At 60.3% G+C, this 20,277-nt stretch carries 16 protein-coding genes and 1 pseudogene; 12 read left to right on the forward strand and 5 right to left on the reverse strand.

Annotated features, from left to right (window positions below):
- Positions 1-38: 38 nt before the first annotated feature.
- On the forward strand, positions 39-470 hold the full coding sequence (locus tag AS136_RS04630) for a universal stress protein (protein ID WP_008805723.1): 432 nt from the start codon (positions 39-41) through the stop codon (positions 468-470).
- 51 nt (positions 471-521) lie between these two features.
- Complete coding sequence (locus AS136_RS04635) at positions 522-3,209, forward strand: cation-transporting P-type ATPase (protein WP_063266675.1); 2,688 nt, start codon at positions 522-524, stop codon at positions 3,207-3,209.
- A gap of 287 nt (positions 3,210-3,496) precedes the next feature.
- Here AS136_RS04635 and AS136_RS04640 read toward each other — a convergent pair whose 3' ends face one another.
- Complete coding sequence (locus AS136_RS04640) at positions 3,497-4,780, reverse strand: putative acyl-CoA thioester hydrolase (RefSeq protein WP_008805725.1); 1,284 nt, start codon at positions 4,778-4,780, stop codon at positions 3,497-3,499.
- A gap of 154 nt (positions 4,781-4,934) precedes the next feature.
- Between AS136_RS04640 and hutI the strand changes: the two genes are divergently transcribed.
- The 6 genes from hutI to AS136_RS04670 all read left to right on the forward strand — a co-directional run bounded on the left by hutI (position 4,935) and on the right by AS136_RS04670 (position 12,829).
- Entirely contained in the window at positions 4,935-6,254 is a 1,320-nt protein-coding gene (gene hutI, locus AS136_RS04645; RefSeq protein WP_199487194.1) for an imidazolonepropionase, read from the forward strand.
- Positions 6,251-7,207 carry a formimidoylglutamase gene (gene hutG / locus AS136_RS04650; protein WP_008805727.1) on the forward strand — a complete coding sequence of 319 codons (957 nt, stop codon included), beginning with the start codon at positions 6,251-6,253 and terminating at the stop codon, positions 7,205-7,207. Before hutI ends, hutG begins: the two co-directional genes overlap by 4 nt.
- A 61-nt stretch (positions 7,208-7,268) precedes the next feature.
- A complete protein-coding gene (locus tag AS136_RS04655; RefSeq protein ID WP_008805728.1) occupies positions 7,269-7,994 on the forward strand; it encodes a histidine utilization repressor in 726 nt (241 codons plus the stop codon).
- Positions 7,995-8,136: 142 nt separating this feature from the next.
- The gene (hutU, locus tag AS136_RS28955) at positions 8,137-9,825 is read left to right on the forward strand and encodes a urocanate hydratase (RefSeq protein ID WP_023322247.1); all 1,689 of its coding nucleotides are present in this window, start codon (positions 8,137-8,139) and stop codon (positions 9,823-9,825) included.
- The gene (gene hutH / locus AS136_RS04665; RefSeq protein WP_008805730.1) at positions 9,822-11,348 is read left to right on the forward strand and encodes a histidine ammonia-lyase; all 1,527 of its coding nucleotides are present in this window, start codon (positions 9,822-9,824) and stop codon (positions 11,346-11,348) included. The genes hutU and hutH overlap by 4 nt, the downstream gene beginning before the upstream one ends.
- 98 nt (positions 11,349-11,446) lie before the next feature.
- Complete coding sequence (locus tag AS136_RS04670) at positions 11,447-12,829, forward strand: amino acid permease (protein ID WP_012968669.1); 1,383 nt, start codon at positions 11,447-11,449, stop codon at positions 12,827-12,829.
- Positions 12,830-13,342: 513 nt separating this feature from the next.
- Here the strand turns inward: AS136_RS04670 and AS136_RS04675 are convergent.
- Positions 13,343-13,819, reverse strand: a complete 477-nt coding sequence (locus AS136_RS04675; RefSeq protein ID WP_008805732.1) for a kinase inhibitor — start codon at positions 13,817-13,819, stop codon at positions 13,343-13,345.
- A gap of 70 nt (positions 13,820-13,889) precedes the next feature.
- A complete protein-coding gene (bioA, locus tag AS136_RS04680) occupies positions 13,890-15,179 on the reverse strand; it encodes an adenosylmethionine--8-amino-7-oxononanoate transaminase (protein WP_012542401.1) in 1,290 nt (429 codons plus the stop codon).
- A gap of 85 nt (positions 15,180-15,264) precedes the next feature.
- On the opposite strand from bioA, the gene bioB reads away from it, so the two are divergent.
- Genes bioB through bioD form a run of 4 tightly spaced genes read left to right on the forward strand, consistent with a single transcriptional unit; the run spans position 15,265 to position 18,913 of the window.
- Positions 15,265-16,305, forward strand: coding sequence for a biotin synthase BioB (gene bioB, locus AS136_RS04685; RefSeq protein WP_008805734.1), 1,041 nt, complete (start codon positions 15,265-15,267; stop codon positions 16,303-16,305).
- Positions 16,302-17,459, forward strand: a complete 1,158-nt coding sequence (gene bioF / locus AS136_RS04690) for an 8-amino-7-oxononanoate synthase (RefSeq protein ID WP_023322248.1) — start codon at positions 16,302-16,304, stop codon at positions 17,457-17,459. Before bioB ends, bioF begins: the two co-directional genes overlap by 4 nt.
- A complete protein-coding gene (gene bioC / locus AS136_RS04695; protein WP_023322249.1) occupies positions 17,443-18,198 on the forward strand; it encodes a malonyl-ACP O-methyltransferase BioC in 756 nt (251 codons plus the stop codon). The genes bioF and bioC overlap by 17 nt, the downstream gene beginning before the upstream one ends.
- Positions 18,191-18,913, forward strand: coding sequence for a dethiobiotin synthase (bioD, locus tag AS136_RS04700; RefSeq protein ID WP_023322250.1), 723 nt, complete (start codon positions 18,191-18,193; stop codon positions 18,911-18,913). The genes bioC and bioD overlap by 8 nt, the downstream gene beginning before the upstream one ends.
- Here the strand turns inward: bioD and AS136_RS04705 are convergent.
- Together AS136_RS04705 and AS136_RS26305 are read right to left on the reverse strand one after the other, a co-directional pair.
- The gene (locus tag AS136_RS04705; protein ID WP_008805739.1) at positions 18,855-19,577 is read right to left on the reverse strand and encodes an ABC transporter ATP-binding protein; all 723 of its coding nucleotides are present in this window, start codon (positions 19,575-19,577) and stop codon (positions 18,855-18,857) included. The genes bioD and AS136_RS04705 overlap by 59 nt on opposite strands.
- Positions 19,578-19,666: 89 nt before the next feature.
- Positions 19,667-19,876: pseudogene (locus tag AS136_RS26305) on the reverse strand (hypothetical protein); the annotation flags it as partial.
- Positions 19,877-20,277 lie beyond the last annotated feature (401 nt).

Consider the following 20,277-nt stretch of genomic DNA (forward strand, 5'->3'; position numbering starts at 1 on the left):
ATCACTACGCATTGTATTGGTAATAAAAGGATTATCTCATGTATAAAAATATCGTTGTTCCCGTTGACGTGTTTGATGCAGGCCTGGCCGACAAAGCCCTCTCTCATGCGAAATTCCTCGCCCAGCACTCTGCCGGGCAAATTCATCTTGTGCATGTTATTCCGGCATTTTCACCGGTATTAACGCGTGGATTTATCTCTGATGCGCGAAAGATGGAAGAGCATTTGATTTCTACCGCTAAGGAAAAACTCAGCGATCTGGTAAAGAAAAATTCTCTGGCGGAAGAGACCAGCCATCTTTATGTGCGCAGTGGCAATATTCGCGATCAAGTGATTGACCTGGCCGATGAGCTGAAAGCGGACGTGGTGATTGTCGGTTCGCGCAATCCGGGGATCCAGACCCATCTTCTGGGCTCTGAAGCGGCAAACATCGTGCGCTACGCCCATGTACCGGTTTTCGTTGTGCGCTGATGACGGCGGGATGTCGTCCTGACTTCCGCTTCAGAAATCGAGGGAGAGAGTATGAATACAGATAAACCGGGGGCGCCCTTCTATCAGCGTTCCGTCGAGGAGACGCTCGCCAGCGTGCAAAGTACGCCGGAGGGCATTAGCGGGACAGAAGCGGCCACACGCCTGCAGCAGTATGGCGAAAACGCCCTGCCGCAGAAGCCGGGTAAGCCAGCCTGGCTGCGTTTTATCGTGCATTTTAACGATGTACTGATCTACGTGCTGCTGGCGGCGGCGCTGCTGAAGGCGGTGATGGGCCATTGGATCGACATGGCGGTGATCCTCGCGGTGGCGGTCGTCAATGCGCTGATTGGCTTCATCCAGGAAAGTAATGCGGAGAAATCGCTGCAGAGTATCCGCAATATGCTGTCCAGCGAAGCGGTAGTGATCCGCCAGGGTAACCATGAAACCATCCCCACCACCTCGCTGGTACCCGGCGATATCGTGGTGATCCGCGCCGGCGACCGTATCCCCGCTGATTTACGGGTGATTGAGGCGCACAACCTGCGGGTGGAAGAGGCCATCCTCACCGGGGAGTCAACGGTGGTGGAAAAAACCACCGAGCCGCTGAGCGGCGATTTACCGCTCGGCGATCGCAGCAACCTGTTGTTTTCCGGTACCACCGTCAGCTCAGGGGCGGGCAAAGGGATCGTGGTGGCGACCGGCGGCGATACCGAGCTGGGTCACATCAACCAGATGATGGCGGGCATTGAAAAACACCGTACGCCGCTGCTGGTGCAAATGGACAAGCTGGGCAAAGCCATCTTTATCCTCATTCTGATGATGATGGCGGCGCTGTTCGTCTTTAGCCTGCTGTTCCGCGATATGCCGGTCTCCGAACTGATGCTGTCGCTGATTAGCCTCGCGGTGGCGTCAGTCCCGGAAGGCTTGCCGGCGATTATCTCGATTATTCTGTCGCTCGGTGTGCAGGCGATGGCGCGCCAGAAAGCGATTATCCGCAAGCTGCCGACGGTGGAAACCCTCGGCGCGATGACGGTTATCTGTTCGGATAAAACCGGGACCCTCACCATGAACGAAATGACGGTGAAGGCGGTGATCACCGCGGACAGCGTCTATCGGGTGGAAGGGGATAGCTATGAGCCGGTCGGTAAGATCCACGCCATTGATGACCCGACGCCGGTCGCGGTCGCGCCTGGCACGCTGTTCGAACGCTATCTGCGTACCATCGATCTGTGTAACGACAGTCAGCTTATTAAAGATGAGAGCGGGTTGTGGAAAATCACCGGTGGCCCGACCGAGGGGGCGCTGAAGGTATTGGCGGCGAAGGTTACTCTGCCGCCGCTGACCAGCGAGCTGCGCAGTAAAATTCCTTTTGATTCGCAATATAAATACATGTCGACCCTCTACCGGCTGGGTGAAGAGGAGGTGGTGCTGGTCACTGGCGCGCCGGATGTCCTGTTCCGCCTGTGTCAATATCAGCAGAGCGACAGCGGATTGCAGCCGCTGGATCTACCGTACTGGGAAGGCAAAATTGAAGAGTACGCCCGGGAAGGGCTACGGATGGTGGCCGCGGCCTGGAAGCCGGCTTCCGCAGGCCAGACGGAACTAACCCATCAGGATCTGCAGCAGGGGGTGATTTTGTTAGGGGTTGCCGGGATGATGGATCCGCCGCGTCCGGAGGCCATCACGGCGATTGCCGACTGCCTGCAGGCCGGGATCCGCGTGAAGATGATCACCGGCGACCATCCGCAAACGGCGATGAGTATCGGCAAGATGCTGGGGATTGGCAATGCGGGGAATGCCATTACCGGGCGCGAACTGGAGGTGATGGACGACGCGCAGCTGAGCGTGGCCGCGCAGCAGTATGATATCTTTGCCCGAACCAGCCCGGAAGATAAGTTCCGCCTGGTGCAGGCCCTGCAGAGCAAGAAAGAGATTGTCGGGATGACCGGCGACGGGGTGAACGATGCTCCGGCGCTGAAGCAGGCTGACGTCGGCGTGGCGATGGGGATCAAGGGGACCGAGGTGACCAAGGAAGCCGCCGATATGGTGCTGACCGATGATAACTTCGCCACCATCGCCAGCGCGGTCCGCGAGGGGCGTCGGGTGTATGACAACCTGAAGAAAACCATTCTCTTTGTCATGCCGACCAACCTTGCGCAGGGGTTACTGATCGTGATCGCGCTGCTGGCGGGCAACGTACTGCCGCTGACGCCGGTGCTGATCCTGTGGATGAACATGGCCACTTCCGCCACGCTGTCGTTTGGTCTGGCGTTTGAAGCCGGTGAGAAAAATATTATGCGGCGGCCGCCGCGTGATCCGAAAATTCACGTCATGGACGGCTTTGCCATCTGGCGCGTGGCGTTTGTGGGGTCGATGATTGCGGTCAGCGCATTTATTCTCGAAGCCTGGCTGCAGCCGCGCGGCTATTCGCCGGAGTTTATCCGTACCGTGCTGTTGCAGACCCTGGTCACCGCCCAATGGTTCTATATGCTGAACTGCCGCGTGTCGGATGGTTTCTCGTTGACGAAAAGTCTGCTGGCTAACAAAGGGATCTGGATTGTCAGCGGCGTGCTGCTGGTGCTGCAGCTGCTGATTATCTATGCGCCGTTTATGCAGATGCTGTTCGGTACCACCGGGCTGCCGTTCCGCTACTGGGTGATCACCTTCATCATCGGCTTCGCGATGTTCCTGATCGTTGAACTGGAAAAACCGCTGACCCGCAAATGGCGAACCGCCTGACGGCGTGACGTGCAGTACGCAAAAGAGAACACGCAAAAGAGAAGAGGGGGCATCGCCCCCTCTCTGGCTGACGACAAACCTGTTTCGTCATTGTGCTCGCATTTCTGCCGGGTGGCGGCATTCGCCTTACCCGGCCTACGAAAGACTTCAATATCAAACCGTTATGCAGTTAGCTGTAGGCCCGCGCAAGCGCAGCGCCGCCGGGCAATTCCTGAAGATTGCACGTTGTCAGCAGTCTGGGAGAGGGCATCGCCCTCTCTTTTATTATGGTTCACGCTTGTTGCGCGTTACTGTTTCGGCTCGGCGACCACAGTGCTTCCCACGCCGCGGTTGTTATATTCCCACATGCGATTGACGCTATTGTCGTTGAGGTTGCGCTGCAGATTGCCTTTGGCATCTACTGCGCCAACGTTACCGCTAAAGGCACGGTTTGAACCGACCGCTGCCGCCCACGGCTGGGCGATGTTAAAGCCTTCATTGATGACGCTGTCGCGGATCACGACCTGGCCATTGCTGTTGCCGTCAACGTCCAGCGCGCGGCCCAGCTGCGCGACGTTATCGCCGGACGCGGTAAAGCGGCTGTTGGTCGCCAGGAAGCCGTAGGTCACGCTCTTCAGGGTAGCCGGCGCGAAAACATAGGCTTCTTTCTGGGTACGCGAGTTCACCACGCGGAAATCGGTGTTATCAAATACCACCGCGCCGCGACCGGACACGATATCCACATCGCCTTCAATGTAGCTGTTGGTCACCAGGGTGCGGGTCTGGCGGTTATCCTGCAGACGGTTCTGCACGCCGCTGTTGGTCACAAAGAAGGTGTTCTGACGGCCAAGAATATTGACCTTGTTGATCTGCACCTGATCGCCATCGGTGCGCAGGGCGACGGCCTGGTGAGTACCGGCGTCGACGCTGTCGCCAAGGTTGTTGGCGATGGTCAGGTTCTGCAGCTGCAGGCCGTTATTCTGCGACCAGAAGACCGCGGAGCACATCACGCCGACGGTGGCCGCGGATTTATTCTGGCAGCTATCGAACATATACCATGCCGGTTTGCCTGGCATATATTTACCGCCCGGATTGACCAGACGGCGCCAGGTGTTGCGATCCATTTCAGAATCAATGGCTTCGCTGATTTTCACGTCAATCGGTTTATCGCCAGTACCATACAGGGTCAGGGCGCCAGGCGCCGCCGGTACGTAAACCGTTCCCGGGTACTCGCCAGGCATGATGGCAATAAACAGACGGCGATTTGAATGACGGGCAATCGCCGCATCGACCGCCGCCTGGACGGTGGTATGGGTCACGCCCTGGGTTCCCGCCGGGCCAACGATAAAGTCAGGCTGCGCCGGCAGGCTGATGGCAGATGGCGTCCAGGCCGCGGCATTGGGAGTCAGCGACTGGAAATAGGCCGCCGGGGTAAAGTTTTTCGCTTCATCGGCGTTCAGAATGGGACGCGCGGTGGTGCCCGGTGCAGTCTGCGTAGAGGGCTGTTGATCGGCAGGCGTCGAGCTACAGGCGGACAGCGTCACGCCGAAGGCCAGCGCCAGCGCCAGACGGGAAACGGAATATGTGTTCATGTTGCTCCGGGCAAAATTAAGCGTAGTGAAATACCCCGGCTGAGACGCCAGGGTATAAGTCCTTTAAAACCTGCTGTTTTATACTAACTTGAACGAAACGGGAAGACATGGGCGGAAAAACTTACCGTCTTTACGCAACGTTCAGTCCTGCTGGATGGTCTTTAGTCACAAAAAAATAACATTTCCCCGCGCTATTGTTGACTTTATCGGCGTTATGAAAATAAATGTCTATACAACCCATGACAAGTTAAGCGCTATGACTCAAGCCACCTCTGAACGCGTTATCTGGCGAAACGCGCGTCTCGCCACCCTGAACCCTGATTACTCTCAACCCTACGGTCTGCTGGAGCGCCATGCGCTGCTGGTGCGCAATGGCCGCATTGAGGCAATTGTCGCCGACGCTGACGCTCCCGGCGGGCGCAGTATCGATCTCGAAGGCCGGCTGGTTACGCCGGGTTTAATCGACTGCCATACCCACCTGATCTTTGGCGGCAGCCGGGCGCAGGAGTGGGAGCAGCGGCTGAACGGCGTCTCCTATCAAACCATCAGCGCTAACGGCGGTGGGATTAATTCCACCGTGCACGCCACGCGCGACAGCAGCGAAGCTGAACTACTGGCGCTGGCGCAGACGCGTCTGGCGCGCCTGCTGCGTGAAGGGGTGACCACCCTGGAGATTAAATCAGGCTACGGTCTCGATCTGCAAAACGAACGCAAAATGCTGCGGGTCGCCCGCCAGCTGGCCGACGACAATGGCGTGGAACTGTCGGCGACGTTGCTCTCCGCCCACGCCACGCCGCCGGAACATCAAGGAGATGCCGATGGCTATATCTCACTGGTCTGCGAGACCATACTGCCGACGCTGTGGCAGGAGGGACTGTTTGAAAGCGTTGACGTCTTCTGTGAAAAAGTTGGCTTCAGCCCGCAGCAAACCGAGCGCGTATTTCAGGCGGCGCAGGCGCTGGGCATTCCGGTAAAAGGCCACGTTGAGCAGCTCTCGTCGCTGGGCGGTGCGCAGCTGGTGAGCCGCTATCACGGACTGTCCGCCGACCATATCGAGTATCTGACGGAAGAGGGCGTGGCGGCGATGCGCGAAAGCGGCACCGTGGCAGCTCTGCTCCCCGGCGCGTTCTACTTCCTTAATGAAACCCGCAAACCGCCGGTGGAACTGCTGCGCAAATACCAGGTGCCGATGGCGGTGGCGACCGATTTCAACCCCGGCACCAGCCCCTTCGCCAGCCTGCATCTGGCGATGAACATGGCCTGCGTCAAGTTTGGTTTAACGCCGGAAGAGGCCTGGGCCGGGGTAACGCGCCATGCCGCGCGGGCGCTGGGGCGGCAGGACAGCCACGGTCAGCTGGCGGCGGGCTTTGTGGCTAACTTTGCCATCTGGGATGCCGAGCATCCGGTCGAGATGGTGTATGAGCCGGGGCGCGCGCCGCTCTGGGGACGCGTGGTACGAGGAGAACGGCAATGATGCTGTGGCAAGCTACGCCCGCCAGTCTCTGGCAGGGACGCGATGATAGCGCGGAAGCGCCCAATGCGCTGCGCCTGTTCCAGACTATCGCCCGCGCGGAACGCTTCGCGCCGCAGGAGATGCCCGGCGATATCGCGCTGCTCGGCTTCGCCTGTGACGAAGGCGTCCGGCGTAACAAAGGTCGTACCGGCGCCGGGCATGGTCCGGAAGCGCTGCGCCGGGCGCTGGCCAATATGGCCAGCCATCAGGGCCACGACCGCTGCGTGGATATGGGCACCATCAGCGTCGACGGCGAACAGTTAGAAGCCGCGCATCAGGCGCTGCGCGAGGCGGTGGCCGCCTGCCAGCGTGCCGGTAAACGTACGCTGGTCCTGGGCGGCGGCCACGAGACGGCCTTCGGCCACGGCGCTGGGGTACTGGATGCCTTCCCGGGCGAAAAAGTGGGCATTATTAATCTCGATGCGCATCTGGATTTACGCTTTGCCGAATGCGCCAGCTCCGGGACGCCGTTCCGCCAGCTGGCGCTGGAGTGTGACGCCCAGCAGCGCGGTTTTCACTATACCTGCATCGGCGTCAGCCGGGCGGCGAACACCCAGGCGCTATGGGATGAAGCAGCGCGCCGCCAGGTGGCTGTCGTTGAGGATCTGGCGGTGCTGGCGGACTTCGACACTCACGTGTTGCCGGAGCTGGAGCGCAATATCGCGCAGTACGATCGTCTGTATCTGACCATCGATCTCGACGTGCTGCCGGCGCGCGAAATGCCGGCGGTTTCCGCGCCGGCGGCGCTGGGCGTGCCGCTGGCAATCCTGCTGCGCATCGTTGAGCCGTTGTGCCGCAGCGGAAAGCTGCAGGCGGTGGATTTGGTCGAGTTTAATCCGCAATTTGACATCGACGGACAGGGTGCCCGCGCGGCGGCCCGTCTGGCATGGCAAATCGCCCATTGGTGGCGCTAGCGATCCGCGCTATTATTTTCGCTTCGCCGCTCCGCTTATTATGCATAAGGAAAGCCAGGCCATGTTTGCACAACAACCTCGTTCCGCGCCCGCGCCTTTCTATGAAAAGGTGAAGCAGGCGATTAGCGAAAAAATCTACCGCGGCGAGTGGCGTCCGCACGACCGAATTCCCTCGGAGGCTGAACTGGTTGCCCAGTTCGGCTTCAGCCGGATGACCATCAACCGCGCGCTGCGCGAGCTGACGGATGAAGGCCTGCTGGTCAGGCTGCAGGGGGTCGGGACCTTCGTCGCCGAGCCGAAAGGGCAGTCGGCGCTGTTTGAAGTGCGCAGCATTGCCGATGAAATTGTCTCTCGTCGCCATCAGCACCGCTGTGAAGTGCTGCTGCTGGAGGAGACCGAAGCCGATCTCATTCAGGCGGAGGCGCTCACCGTCGCCGAAGGCACGCGTATCTTTCATTCACGGATGGTGCATTTCGAAAACGAGGTTCCGGTACAAATCGAAGATCGCTGCGTGAATGCTGCGGTGGTGCCGGATTACTTGTTACAGGATTACACCACTACCACGCCGCATGATTATCTGTCGCTGATCGCGCCATTAACCGAAGGCGAACATATTGTCGAGGCGGTGCAGGCGACGTCAGAGGAGTGCGCGTTGCTGCGCATTCTGCCGCACGATCCCTGCCTGCTCATTCGCCGTCGCACCTGGTCGAAGACGCATATTGTCTCTCACGCTCGCCTGCTGTTCCCCGGCGCGCGCTACCGTCTGCAGGGCCATTTCAGCTCGTAATTTTCCCTGGCGTCAGCAAAACGTGATTGCTGACGCAATATAACAAAATTGTATCATTTCTGTTAAATCCTGGCTTGCGCAGAGTTGTATAGACAAGTATATGTATCTACGTACACAACGTTAATTGTCAGGAGAAACCCCGATGTCGCAAAGCAAATATCGCCAGCTGGACGTCCGTGCCCCGAGAGGCACGACGCTGACCGCCAGGAGCTGGTTGACCGAAGCGCCGCTGCGTATGTTAATGAACAACCTCGATCCCGATGTCGCTGAAAACCCGCATGAGCTGGTGGTCTATGGCGGTATTGGTCGCGCTGCGCGCAACTGGGAATGCTATGACGCTATCGTGAAGGCGCTGAAAAACCTGGAAAACGACGAGACTCTGCTGGTGCAGTCCGGCAAACCGGTCGGCGTCTTTAAAACGCATGAAAACTCGCCGCGCGTGCTGATCGCTAACTCCAACCTGGTTCCGCACTGGGCCACCTGGGAACACTTCAACGAACTGGATGCCAAAGGGCTGGCGATGTACGGCCAGATGACCGCCGGCAGCTGGATCTACATCGGTAGCCAGGGCATCGTGCAGGGCACCTACGAAACCTTCGTCGAAGCCGGTCGCCAGCACTATCAGGGCAGCCTGAAAGGGCGCTGGGTGTTAACCGCCGGTCTGGGCGGCATGGGCGGTGCGCAGCCGCTGGCCGCGACGCTGGCGGGTGCCTGCTCGCTGAACATCGAATGTCAGCAGAGCCGCATCGATTTCCGTCTGCGTACCCGCTACGTGGATGAACAGGCCACTTCTCTGGATGACGCCCTGGCGCGCATCAAAAAATACACCGCCGAAGGCCGCGCCATCTCCATCGCGCTGTGCGGCAACGCTGCGGATATCGTGCCAGAGCTGGTGAAACGCGGCGTGCGCCCGGATATGGTTACCGATCAGACCAGCGCCCACGATCCGCTGCATGGCTATCTGCCGAAAGGCTGGAGCTGGGAGGAGTATCAGCAGAAAGCCGAATCCGATCCGCAGGGCACCATTCTGGCGGCGAAACGCTCAATGGCCGACCACGTGCAGGCGATGCTGGCCTTCCACGAGATGGGGGTGCCGACCTTCGACTACGGCAACAACATTCGCCAGATGGCGCAGGAAGTGGGCGTCAGCAACGCCTTCGATTTCCCGGGTTTCGTGCCGGCGTATATCCGCCCGCTGTTCTGCCGGGGTATCGGCCCGTTCCGTTGGGTAGCGCTGTCCGGCGATCCGCAGGATATCTACAAAACCGACGCGAAAGTGAAAGAGATCATTAAAGATGATAAGCATCTGCACCACTGGCTGGATATGGCGCGCGAGCGCATCAGCTTCCAGGGACTGCCGGCGCGTATCTGCTGGGTAGGTCTGGAGTGGCGTCAGAAGCTCGGTCTGGCGTTTAACGAAATGGTGCGCAGCGGCGAAGTCTCCGCGCCGATCGTGATTGGCCGCGATCACCTTGATTCCGGCTCCGTCGCCAGCCCGAACCGCGAAACCGAAGCCATGCGCGACGGCTCAGATGCGGTATCCGACTGGCCGCTGCTGAACGCCTTGCTTAATACCGCCAGCGGCGCGACCTGGGTGTCGCTGCACCACGGCGGCGGCGTAGGTATGGGCTTCTCGCAGCACTCCGGGATGGTTATCGTCTGTGACGGTACCGATGAAGCGGCGGCGCGTATCGCTCGCGTCCTGCGCAACGACCCGGCGACCGGCGTGATGCGTCATGCCGATGCGGGTTACGATATTGCTATTGAATGCGCAGCAGAACAGGGTCTGAATCTTCCGATGGTGGCAGCAACGCAGGGGAACGCTAAATGAAATCGTTAACGCTCATTCCGGGGAAACTGAGCCTGTCGCAGCTCCGCGAGGTTTACAGCCACCCGCTGAACATTACCCTCGACAGCAGCGCGTTTGCCGCCATTGATGAGAGCGTGGCCTGCGTCAACGCCATCCTTGCCGAAGGGCGTACCGCCTACGGTATCAACACCGGTTTTGGCCTGCTGGCGCAAACCCGTATCTCGACGGACGATCTGGAGAACCTGCAGCGTTCGCTGGTGCTGTCCCATGCGGCGGGCGTAGGTGAGCCGCTGGACGACGACCTGGCGCGCCTGATTATGGTGCTGAAGATTAACAGCCTGTCTCGCGGTTTCTCCGGGATCCGCCTGAGCGTGATCCAGGCGCTGATTGGCCTGGTGAATGCCGGCGTGACGCCGTGGATCCCGGCGAAAGGTTCCGTCGGCGCCTCCGGTGACCTCGCGCCGCTGGCGCATATGTCGCTGACCCTGCTGGGTGAAGGCAAAGCGCGGGTTCGCGGTGGCGAATGGCTGCCAGCGACCGACGCGCTGCGTCAGGCGGGGCTGGAGCCGATAACCCTGGCGGCGAAAGAGGGCCTGGCGCTACTCAACGGCACCCAGGCCTCAACCGCTTTTGCCCTGCGCGGTCTGTTCGAAGCCGAAGATCTGTTCGCCTCCGCGGTCGTCTGCGGGGCGTTAACCACTGAAGCGGCGCTGGGTTCGCGTCGTCCGTTCGACGCGCGTATTCACGAGGTGCGCGGCCAGCGCGGGCAGATTGATGCGGCGGCACTGTATCGTCACCTGTTGACCGATGACAGCGCGATCTCGCGGTCGCATCATAATTGCACCAAGGTTCAGGATCCGTACTCACTGCGCTGCCAGCCGCAAGTGATGGGCGCCTGCCTGACGCAGATCCGCCAGGCGGCGGAAGTACTGTTAGCCGAAGCGAATGCGGTCTCCGATAACCCGCTGGTCTTTGCCGCCGAAAATGACGTCATCTCCGGCGGTAACTTCCACGCCGAACCGGTGGCGATGGCGGCGGATAATATCGCGCTGGCGATCGCCGAAATCGGCTCGCTCTCCGAGCGTCGTATCGCGCTGATGATGGACAGCCATATGTCGCAGCTGCCGCCGTTCCTCGTGAAAAATGGCGGCGTCAACTCCGGGTTTATGATTGCCCAGGTCACAGCGGCGGCTTTGGCCAGTGAAAACAAAGCGCTGTCACACCCGCATAGCGTTGACAGCCTGCCGACGTCCGCCAACCAGGAAGACCACGTCTCGATGGCGCCGGCTGCCGGTCGTCGCCTGTGGGCGATGGCGGAAAACACCCGCGGGGTGCTGGCCGTTGAGTGGCTGGCGGCGGCGCAGGGCCTGGATATGCGCGAAGGGCTGACTACCAGTCCGCTGCTGGAAGAGGCGCGTCATCTGCTGCGCGAACGCGTGCCGCACTATACGCAGGATCGTTTCTTCGCCCCTGATATTGAAAATGCCATTGCACTTTTGGCTGCACGTCACCTGACGCGTCTGCTGCCTGCCGTACTGCATTAATCACCGTTGTTCTCTGTACCCGCGTCGGGGGAAGTCATTCCCCCGGCCGACCTACATCGCATATTTGTCGTCATATAAAAAAATCAGGACACCTGTATATGCAACAACAACACAAACCGCATCTGCTGCGCGGGCTGAATGCCCGACACATTCGTTTTATTGCGCTCGGTTCCGCTATCGGCACCGGGCTGTTCTACGGTTCGGCCTCCGCCATTAAGGCGGCGGGCCCGGCGGTGCTGCTGGCCTACCTGATTGGCGGCGCGGCGGTCTTTATGGTCATGCGCGCGCTGGGTGAAATGGCGGTGCGCAATCCGGTTTCCGGCTCCTTTGGCAGCTATGCGCGCCAGTATCTCGGGCCGCTCGCCGGGTTTATCACCGGCTGGACCTATACCTTTGAAATGGTGATCGTGGCGCTGGCCGACGTCACCGCGTTCGGTATCTATATGGGGTTGTGGTATCCCGATGTGCCGCGCTGGATCTGGATCCTCAGCATCATTTTCTTTATTGGCGCGATGAACCTGTGCAACGTGCGGGTGTTCGGCGAGATGGAGTTCTGGCTGTCGCTGATTAAAGTGGTGGCGATTATCGCCATGATGGCGGCGGGCGCGGGGATCATCTTCTTTGGCTTTGGCCATAGTTTCCCGGCTACCGGGCTGGAAAATTTGTGGAGCCACGGCGGCTTTGCGCCACATGGCTGGCAGGGGATCATCGCCTCGCTTGGCATCGTGATGTTCGCTTTCGGCGGCGTGGAAATTATCGGCGTCACGGCGGCGGAAGCGCAGAACCCGAAGAAGGTCATCCCGCAGGCCATCAACACCATTCCGCTGCGTATTATTCTGTTTTACGTCTGCACCCTGGCGGTGCTGATGGCGATCTTCCCGTGGAATAGTTTTGGCGAGCAGGGCAGTCCGTTTGTGCTGATCTTCGATGGTCTGGGGATCCCGGCGGCGGCGACCGTGCTGAATATCATCGTGATTAGCGCCAGTATCTCGGCGATTAACAGCGATATTTTTGGCGCCGGGCGCATGATGTACGGCATGTCGAAAGAGGGGCTGGCGCCGAAGTGCTTCCAGCGGCTCGCCAGCAACGGTGTACCCTGGATGACGGTGGTGGTGATGGGCGTGGCGCTGCTGGTGGCGGTGGTGCTTAACTATCTGATGCCGGAACAGGTCTTTGTCCTGATTGCCTCGCTGGCGGCGTTCGCTACCGTCTGGGTATGGCTGATGATCCTGCTCTCTCATTTCTCGATGCGTCGCGGTTTGTCGGCCGAAGAGCGCAGTAAGATCGAATTCCCGATCCCCTTCTGGCCGGTTGGCCCGCTGTTGACGCTACTGTTTATGGGGCTGGTGATCGCCGTGCTGGGAATGGTGGAAGAGACGCGCGTGGCGCTGTTAGCCGGGCTGGTCTGGTTGGGGCTGCTGACGGTGGTGTGGTACGCGCGGGTGCGTAAAACCGCGCTGCAGGTGGCCACTGAACAGTAAGGTCAATCTCCCCGGTGGCGCTGCGCTTACCGGGGCTACGTTTGGACCGTAGATACTGTTATCGGTTTGCAACGGTTTTGGTCGGGGAAAACATGTGCTTTGTGTTAATTCCGACACATTGCGCTCCCAATATTTCTTCTGCGTTATGTCCCTCATGGCGCAGGGAGCGCACAGGGGGCGGCCAGTCGCCGCCGCCCCCTGTACCCCCGGGCTCCGGCCAGCAACATCGCCACTTCGTGGTGCCTTCGACTTATCCCTGCAGGCTTCGGGTCGGGCCGAGGCAGCGTCCCTGCAAAACACGGCCCTCAGCCCGCATCCATGCGGGCTGCCCCGGCCTTCCGGGAACGTCTCAGCGATGTTGAGGCCGCCAGCATCGGCAGTTTCAGCAAGCATGGTGAATAGATTAAAGGCAGGCCGCACGGACCGTAGGTCGGGTAAGCGCAGCGCCACCCGACAATATACCGGCACCGTGGGTTGCCCGGATAAGGCGCAAGCCGCTATCCGGGGGGATAATTAACTGAACAGGGCGGTGATGGAAGCGCTGGCGAGGGAATGGAAATGGACGTTAAAGCCGACCATCGCGCCGCTGGCCTCGGCATCGACATCAATCTTATCGATATCCAGGGCGTGGACGGTAAAAATGTAGCGGTGGGTTTCACCCTTCGGCGGCGCCGCGCCGCCGTAGCCTGCCTTACCAAAATCGGTGCGGGTCTGAACGGCCTCTTCCGGTAGCTCCGCCTGACCGGAGCCGGCACCCTGTGGTAGCACTCGAGTATCGGCAGGCAGGTTGGCTACCACCCAGTGCCACCAGCCGGAGCCGGTCGGTGCATCCGGGTCGTAGCAGGTGACGACAAAGCTTTTGGTGCCCGCGGGCACATCATCCCACATCAGGTGCGGCGAAATATTGTCGCCATCATATCCCATGCCGTTGAAGACGTGACGATTAGGCAGCTTGCCGCCGTCCTGGAGATCGTGACTGATCAATTTCATGCTTCATCCTCATTGATAATGTGCAGATTAACAAAGAAGTGTAGCCTTCCCGGCGGCGCGAATCCGCTGTTTATTCGCTAAAAAATGTTTCGTCCTGCACGGCCAGGTTGACCGCACGGGTCAGGCGGGTCAGCTGTTTGGGCGTGATGATGTACGGGGGCATCAGATAAATCAGACGGCCAAACGGGCGGATCCACACCCCTTGTTCGACGAAAAAGCGCTGCAGGGCGGCCATATTTACCGGACGCCGGGTTTCAACCACGCCAATCGCGCCCAGCACGCGCACATCGGCGACCAGCGCAGATCCCCGCGCCGAAGCCAGCTCGGCCTGTAGTTGGGCTTCAATCGCCGCCACCTGCTGTTGCCACTCGCCGCTCTCCAGCAGGCGCAGGCTTTCGCTTGCCACCGCGCAGGCCAGCGGATTGCCCATAAAGGTGGGGCCGTGCATAAAGCAGCCGGCTTCGCCATTGCTGATGGTTTCCGCGATCTCGCGGGTGGTCAGTGCGGCGGAAAGAGTCATGGTGCCGCCGGTCAGCGCTTTACCCAGACACAGAATATCGGCGGCGATACCAGCGTGTTCGCAGGCGAACAGTTTGCCGGTGCGGCCAAAGCCGGTAGCAATCTCATCGGCGATCAGCAAAATCCCTTCCCGGTCGCACATTTTACGCACCCGCCTCAGCCACTCCGGATGGTACATCCGCATTCCGCCGGCGCCCTGGACGATCGGTTCGAGGATCACCGCGGCGATGTCGTGGCGATGCGCGGCCATCAGGCGGGCAAACGGCACCATATCCAGCTCATCCCACTCGCCGTCGAAGCGGCTTTGCGGCGCGGGGGCAAACAGGTTATCCGGCAGATAGCCCTGCCACAGGCTGTGCATTGAATTCTGCGGATCGCAGACCGACATCGCGCCGAACGTGTCGCCATGATAGCCGTTGCGGAAGGTCAGGAAACGACGACGCGGCTGGCCTTTGGCCTGCCAGTACTGCAGCGCCATTTTCATCGCCACCTCTACCGCCACCGAACCGGAATCGGCGAGGAAAACGCACTCCAGCGATTCCGGGGTCATCGCCACCAGTTGGCGGCACAGCGCCACCGCCGACGGATGGGTGATCCCGCCAAACATCACGTGCGACATCTGATCGATCTGCGCTTTCATCGCCGCATTGAGGCGCGGGTGATTGTAGCCGTGGATCGCCGCCCACCAGGAGGACATGCCGTCAACCAGTTGTTCACCGCCGGCGAGGGACAGCTCGCACCCGTGGGCGGAAACCACCGGGTAGACCGGCAGGGGGGAAGTCATAGAGGTGTAGGGGTGCCAGATGTGGCGCCGATCGAAGGCGAGATCGTCCAGTGTCATAAGCGACTTGTAAACCATTTTGAAAACATTTAGGTTTACGAGTATAAACCGAACCGCAAATTAACAAAACCTTTTGGAGAGGCTAATGGCTCACCACGCACGCTGGACAATGTCGCAAGTTACTGAGTTATTTAATAAACCACTCATCGATCTGTTATTCGAAGCGCAGCAAATCCACCGCCAGCATTTTGACCCGCGTCAGGTGCAGGTCAGTACGTTGCTGTCGATTAAAACCGGCGCTTGTCCGGAAGACTGTAAATATTGCCCGCAAAGCGCACGCTACAAAACCGGTCTTGAATCCGAGCGCCTGATGGAAGTCGAGCAGGTGCTGGAGTCAGCGCGTCAGGCGAAAAACGCCGGCTCCACTCGCTTCTGCATGGGCGCGGCGTGGAAGAACCCCAATGACCGCGATATGCCCTATCTGGAGCAGATGGTGAAAGGCGTCAAGGCGCTGGGTCTGGAGTCCTGTATGACGCTCGGTACCCTTACCGATAGCCAGGCGCAGCGCCTGGCCGGTGCGGGGCTTGATTACTACAACCATAACCTCGACACCTCGCCGGAATTTTACGGCAACATCATCACCACCCGTACCTATCAGGAGCGTCTTGATACGCTGGATAAAGTGCGCGATGCCGGGATCAAAGTCTGCTCCGGCGGCATCGTCGGGCTGGGAGAGACCGTAAAAGATCGCGCCGGGCTGCTGCTGCAGCTGGCTAATCTGCCGACGCCGCCGGAGAGTGTGCCGATCAACATGCTGGTGAAAGTTAAAGGCACGCCGCTGGCGGATAACGACGATGTCGACGCTTTCGATTTCATCCGCACCATCGCCATCGCACGCATCATGATGCCCACCTCTTACGTGCGTCTCTCCGCCGGCCGCGAACAGATGAACGAGCAGACCCAGGCGATGTGCTTTATGGCCGGGGCGAACTCGATTTTCTACGGCTGCAAGCTGCTCACCACGCCGAACCCGGAAGAGGACAAAGACCTGCAGCTGTTCCGCAAGCTGGGGATCAACCCGCAGCAGACGGCTGTACTGGAGGGCGATAATGAGCAGCAGCAGCGCCTGGAGCAGGCCTTACTCACCCCCGACACTGAGGAATATTACAACGCGGCGGCGCTATGACCTGGCAGCAACGAATCGAGCGGGCGCTGGACGAGCGGCGGCAGACGGATGCGTTTCGCCAACGCCTGCCGGTAAGCCACGGCGCCGGACGCTGGCTGGAGCGCGAAGGGGAGCGCTGGCTCAACTTCTCCAGCAATGATTACCTGGGCCTGAGCCAGCATGCCGGCATTATCGCCGCTTGGCAGCAGGGGGCGGAACGTTATGGCGTCGGCTCCGGCGGCTCGGGCCACGTGAGCGGCTATAGCGAAGCCCACCGCGCGCTGGAAGAGGAACTTGCCGACTGGCTCGGTTACCCGCGCGCGCTACTGTTTATCTCCGGCTTTGCCGCCAATCAGGCGCTGGTTGCCGCGCTGGCGGAAAAAGAGGATCGGATTGTCGCCGACCGCCTGAGCCACGCCTCCCTGCTGGAAGCGGCGAGCCTCAGCCCGGCCCAGCTGCGGCGCTTTGCCCACAACGATCCGCAGCAGCTCGCGCAACTGCTGGCGAAACCGCTGGACGGTCTGCAGTTAGTGGTGACTGAAGGCATTTTCAGTATGGACGGCGACAGCGCGCCGCTGGCGGCCATTCATGCCGCAGCGCAGACCGCCGGGGCGGTATTGCTGGCGGATGACGCCCATGGCATCGGCGTGGTTGGTGAGGAAGGGCGTGGAAGCTGCGCCGCGCAGGGGGTGCGCCCGGAGCTGCTGGTGGTCACCTTCGGTAAGGCGTTTGGGGTGAGCGGCGCGGCGGTACTGTGCAGCGAATCGATGGCCGATTATCTGCTGCAGTTTGCCCGTCATCTGATCTACAGCACCGCCATGCCGCCCGCCCAGGCGGTGGCGCTGAGCGCGGCGCTGCGGGTCATTCGTAGCGATGAGGGCCAGCAGCGGCGGGAAACCCTGGCCGCCCGCATCCGTCAGTTCCGTGCAGGGATGGGCGATGTGTCGCTGGGGCTGACCGATTCCGTCAGCGCGATCCAGCCGCTGATCGTCGGCGATAACGCGCGAGCGCTGAGCCTGGCCTGCCGTCTGCGCGAGGCCGGCTGCTGGGCGACGGCGATCCGTCCACCGACGGTGCCGGTCGGCAGCGCTCGCCTGCGTCTGACCCTGACCGCCGCTCATCAGGCTGAGGACATTAACCGTTTACTGGAGGCGCTGCATGGTCACGGTGAATAAGCAGGCGGTGGCCGCGGCGTTTGGCCGGGCGGCCAGCGGCTATACGCAACATGATGAACTGCAGCGGCGCAGCGCCGATCTGCTGCTGCGCCAGCTGGCGCGCCGCGATTTTGCTCAGGTGCTGGATGCTGGCTGCGGCCCCGGCAGCATGAGCCGCTACTGGCGTGAGGCGGGCAGCGTGGTGACCGCGCTGGATCTCTCCGCCGGCATGCTGGCCCAGGCGCAGCGCCACGACGCCGCGCAGCATTATCTGCAGGGCGATATCGAAGCGCTGCCGCTGCCGGATGGCTGCGTCGATCTGGCATGGAGCAACCTGGCGGTGCAGTGGTGCGACGATCTGCGCGCGGCGATCGGCGAGCTGTGCCGGGTGGTGCGACCCGGCGGGCGGGTGGCGTTTACCACGCTGCTGGCCGGATCGCTGCCGGAGCTTAATCAGGCGTGGCAGGCTATTGACGACCGTCCGCATGCCAACCGTTTTCTCAGCGAACCGGCGGTAAGGGCGGCGCTGAGCGGCCTGCGCGCCGAAGGCATCGTTCATCAGATTAGCCTGCCGTTCGCCGATGCGCTGAGCGCTATGCGCTCCCTGAAGGGCATCGGCGCTACCCATTTGCACCAAGGGAGGGCATCCGCCCCGCTTGGCCGCGGCAAACTGCGCGAACTGCAGCTGGCCTGGCCGCAACAGCAGGGTATCTGCCCGCTGACGTATTATCTTTTTACAGGAGTCATTGAACGTGACTAAACGTTTTTTCGTCACCGGAACCGATACTGAAGTCGGGAAAACGGTCGCCAGCAGCGCGCTGCTGCAGGCGGCGAACCAGTTGGGTTTTAACACCGCCGGCTATAAACCGGTGGCGTCCGGTAGCGACCTGACCGCACAAGGGTTACGCAATGAAGATGCGCTGGCCCTGCAGCGTAATAGCCGGGTGGCGCTGAGCTATGAACAGGTCAACCCTTATACTTTTGCCGAACCGACCTCGCCGCATATTATTAGCGCCGATGAAGGGCGACCGATTGCCGCGGCGGCGCTTTCCAGTGGCTTACGCGAACTGGAGCGCCTGGCAGACTGGGTACTGGTGGAAGGGGCCGGCGGCTGGTTTACGCCGCTCTCGGACACCCTGACCTTCGCCGACTGGGCGCAGCAGGAGCAGCTGCCGGTGATTCTGGTGGTGGGGGTCAAGCTCGGCTGTATCAACCATGCGATGCTTTCCGCCCAGGCGGTGCGCCAGGCGGGGCTGCCGCTGGCGGGCTGGATCGCCAATGACGTGCAGCCGCCGGGCAAGCGCCATGGCGAATATCTGGCGACGCTGAAAAACCGGTTGGCCGCGCCGTTTCTTGGTGAAATACCGTGGCTTGTCGATATCGCGCAGCGCGACGATCTCGGCCAGTATCTGGATCTCAGCGCGCTGGATCTGGCGTCATCCACTGCGCCAGCAGCGGTTCATCCAGCGCCATAATATCGCCCTCGGCGACATTACGCCCCCGGTGAAGGACACAGAACCGATCCGCCACCCGGCGGATAAAGGGCAGGTGCTGCTCGGCGAGCAGCACCGTCAGACCGATATCGCGATTTAACCGCAGCAGCAATTCCGCCAGCTTTTGCAGGCAGCGCGGCCCTGCGCCGCGTGAGGGTTCGTCAAGGATCAGCAGTCGTGGCTGGACGATCAGCGCCCTGGCCAGCGCCAGCTGGTACTGATCGTCGGCGCTTAGCGAAGCGCCTTTGCGCTGCCGTAGCGCATAGAGTTCGGGAAAATGGTCATAAATTTCGCCGCCGCTGGCGTTAGCCCCGGGTTTCCCGGCCGCCAGGGCAATATGCAGGTTCTCTTCCACGCTGAGCTGGGAAAAGATGCGTTTATCCTGCGGCACGTAGCCGATGCCGATGGCGCTGCGCGACTGAGCGGACAGGGGGGTGAGATCGCACGGCGGGGCGCCAATGTCATGCCAGGTCATCCGACCGCTGGCCACCGGCAGATGGCCGGCAATGCAGTTGACCAGGGTGGTTTTTCCCATTCCCTCGCGTCCCAGTACGCCAATGCACTCTCCGGGGCGTAGTTCAAGATCGACATTCCACAGCGAGTGCTGATTACCGTAAAAATGATTTACTGCCTGTAAATTCAACATGGACGTTTTCTCCTTATCCTGGCGTCAGGGCGACAGAAAGATGCTGCAAAACTCTTGCCAGGAAAAAGAACGCTCGGAAAAAACCGCGAAACGCCGACACCATCGGGCACAGTCAGCGCGGGCGCTGCACTTTTCCGGTGCCCGACGCTAAAGGGTGGTGCAAAAAGCAGCAAAAATCGAGCGGCTTTAAACGGATAGTTATCAAAAATAGTTCGATAAAAATTTTTCGCCGCACGGTTTACAGCGAAAGTCGATTTGCGCCGGGCGGCGGCGGTCTTGGGCTGCAGACAGTTATCCACTATTCCTGTGGATAACCTTGTGTATTAGAGTTAGAAAACCTGCGGTAAGCTAGAGCGTACGCGGCCTGCGGCTGAATTGGCGCGAAAGGCGTCTTTTCGTTAAAGTACTTAAATATCAGCGTGTTATATAAAATCAATGGGTGTAAGAAAAGCGTCATCTACTGCCATAAAACTTTCACCCGTCCGCTTGACAAATGTTAAAAGGTAAAAATTTCTGGGGATAACCCTGCCGGCCGGAGGATTATTCCACCCGGCGCGCGTTTTATGCGCACCATGGCGCCGAAATAAGCCGTTTACTGACGCTATCATAGTGATTTACTGTTTAAATATCCAGTATAATTTGTTGGCAAAAAATGGCCCGGAGGGTAGAATTAAACACCGGCCGCTAAATCCATCTTCAG

Source organism: Klebsiella sp. D5A, from assembly GCF_001620885.1.
Classification (GTDB): domain Bacteria; phylum Pseudomonadota; class Gammaproteobacteria; order Enterobacterales; family Enterobacteriaceae; genus Klebsiella; species Klebsiella variicola.

What these genes read in the sequence shown, in the direction of transcription:
- bioA (WP_012542401.1), bottom strand. Translation starts at nt 15,179, where the DNA reads ATGACACTGGACGATCTCGCCTTCGATCGGCGCCACATCTGGCACCCC.
- AS136_RS04635 (WP_063266675.1), top strand. Translation starts at nt 522, where the DNA reads ATGAATACAGATAAACCGGGGGCGCCCTTCTATCAGCGTTCCGTCGAG.
- AS136_RS04655 (WP_008805728.1), top strand. Translation starts at nt 7,269, where the DNA reads ATGTTTGCACAACAACCTCGTTCCGCGCCCGCGCCTTTCTATGAAAAG.
- bioF (WP_023322248.1), top strand. Translation starts at nt 16,302, where the DNA reads ATGACCTGGCAGCAACGAATCGAGCGGGCGCTGGACGAGCGGCGGCAG.
- bioB (WP_008805734.1), top strand. Translation starts at nt 15,265, where the DNA reads ATGGCTCACCACGCACGCTGGACAATGTCGCAAGTTACTGAGTTATTT.
- hutH (WP_008805730.1), top strand. Translation starts at nt 9,822, where the DNA reads ATGAAATCGTTAACGCTCATTCCGGGGAAACTGAGCCTGTCGCAGCTC.
- bioC (WP_023322249.1), top strand. Translation starts at nt 17,443, where the DNA reads ATGGTCACGGTGAATAAGCAGGCGGTGGCCGCGGCGTTTGGCCGGGCG.
- AS136_RS04630 (WP_008805723.1), top strand. Translation starts at nt 39, where the DNA reads ATGTATAAAAATATCGTTGTTCCCGTTGACGTGTTTGATGCAGGCCTG.
- AS136_RS04640 (WP_008805725.1), bottom strand. Translation starts at nt 4,780, where the DNA reads ATGAACACATATTCCGTTTCCCGTCTGGCGCTGGCGCTGGCCTTCGGC.
- AS136_RS04675 (WP_008805732.1), bottom strand. Translation starts at nt 13,819, where the DNA reads ATGAAATTGATCAGTCACGATCTCCAGGACGGCGGCAAGCTGCCTAAT.
- AS136_RS04705 (WP_008805739.1), bottom strand. Translation starts at nt 19,577, where the DNA reads ATGTTGAATTTACAGGCAGTAAATCATTTTTACGGTAATCAGCACTCG.
- hutU (WP_023322247.1), top strand. Translation starts at nt 8,137, where the DNA reads ATGTCGCAAAGCAAATATCGCCAGCTGGACGTCCGTGCCCCGAGAGGC.
- hutG (WP_008805727.1), top strand. Translation starts at nt 6,251, where the DNA reads ATGATGCTGTGGCAAGCTACGCCCGCCAGTCTCTGGCAGGGACGCGAT.
- AS136_RS04670 (WP_012968669.1), top strand. Translation starts at nt 11,447, where the DNA reads ATGCAACAACAACACAAACCGCATCTGCTGCGCGGGCTGAATGCCCGA.
- hutI (WP_199487194.1), top strand. Translation starts at nt 4,935, where the DNA reads ATGGTCTTTAGTCACAAAAAAATAACATTTCCCCGCGCTATTGTTGAC.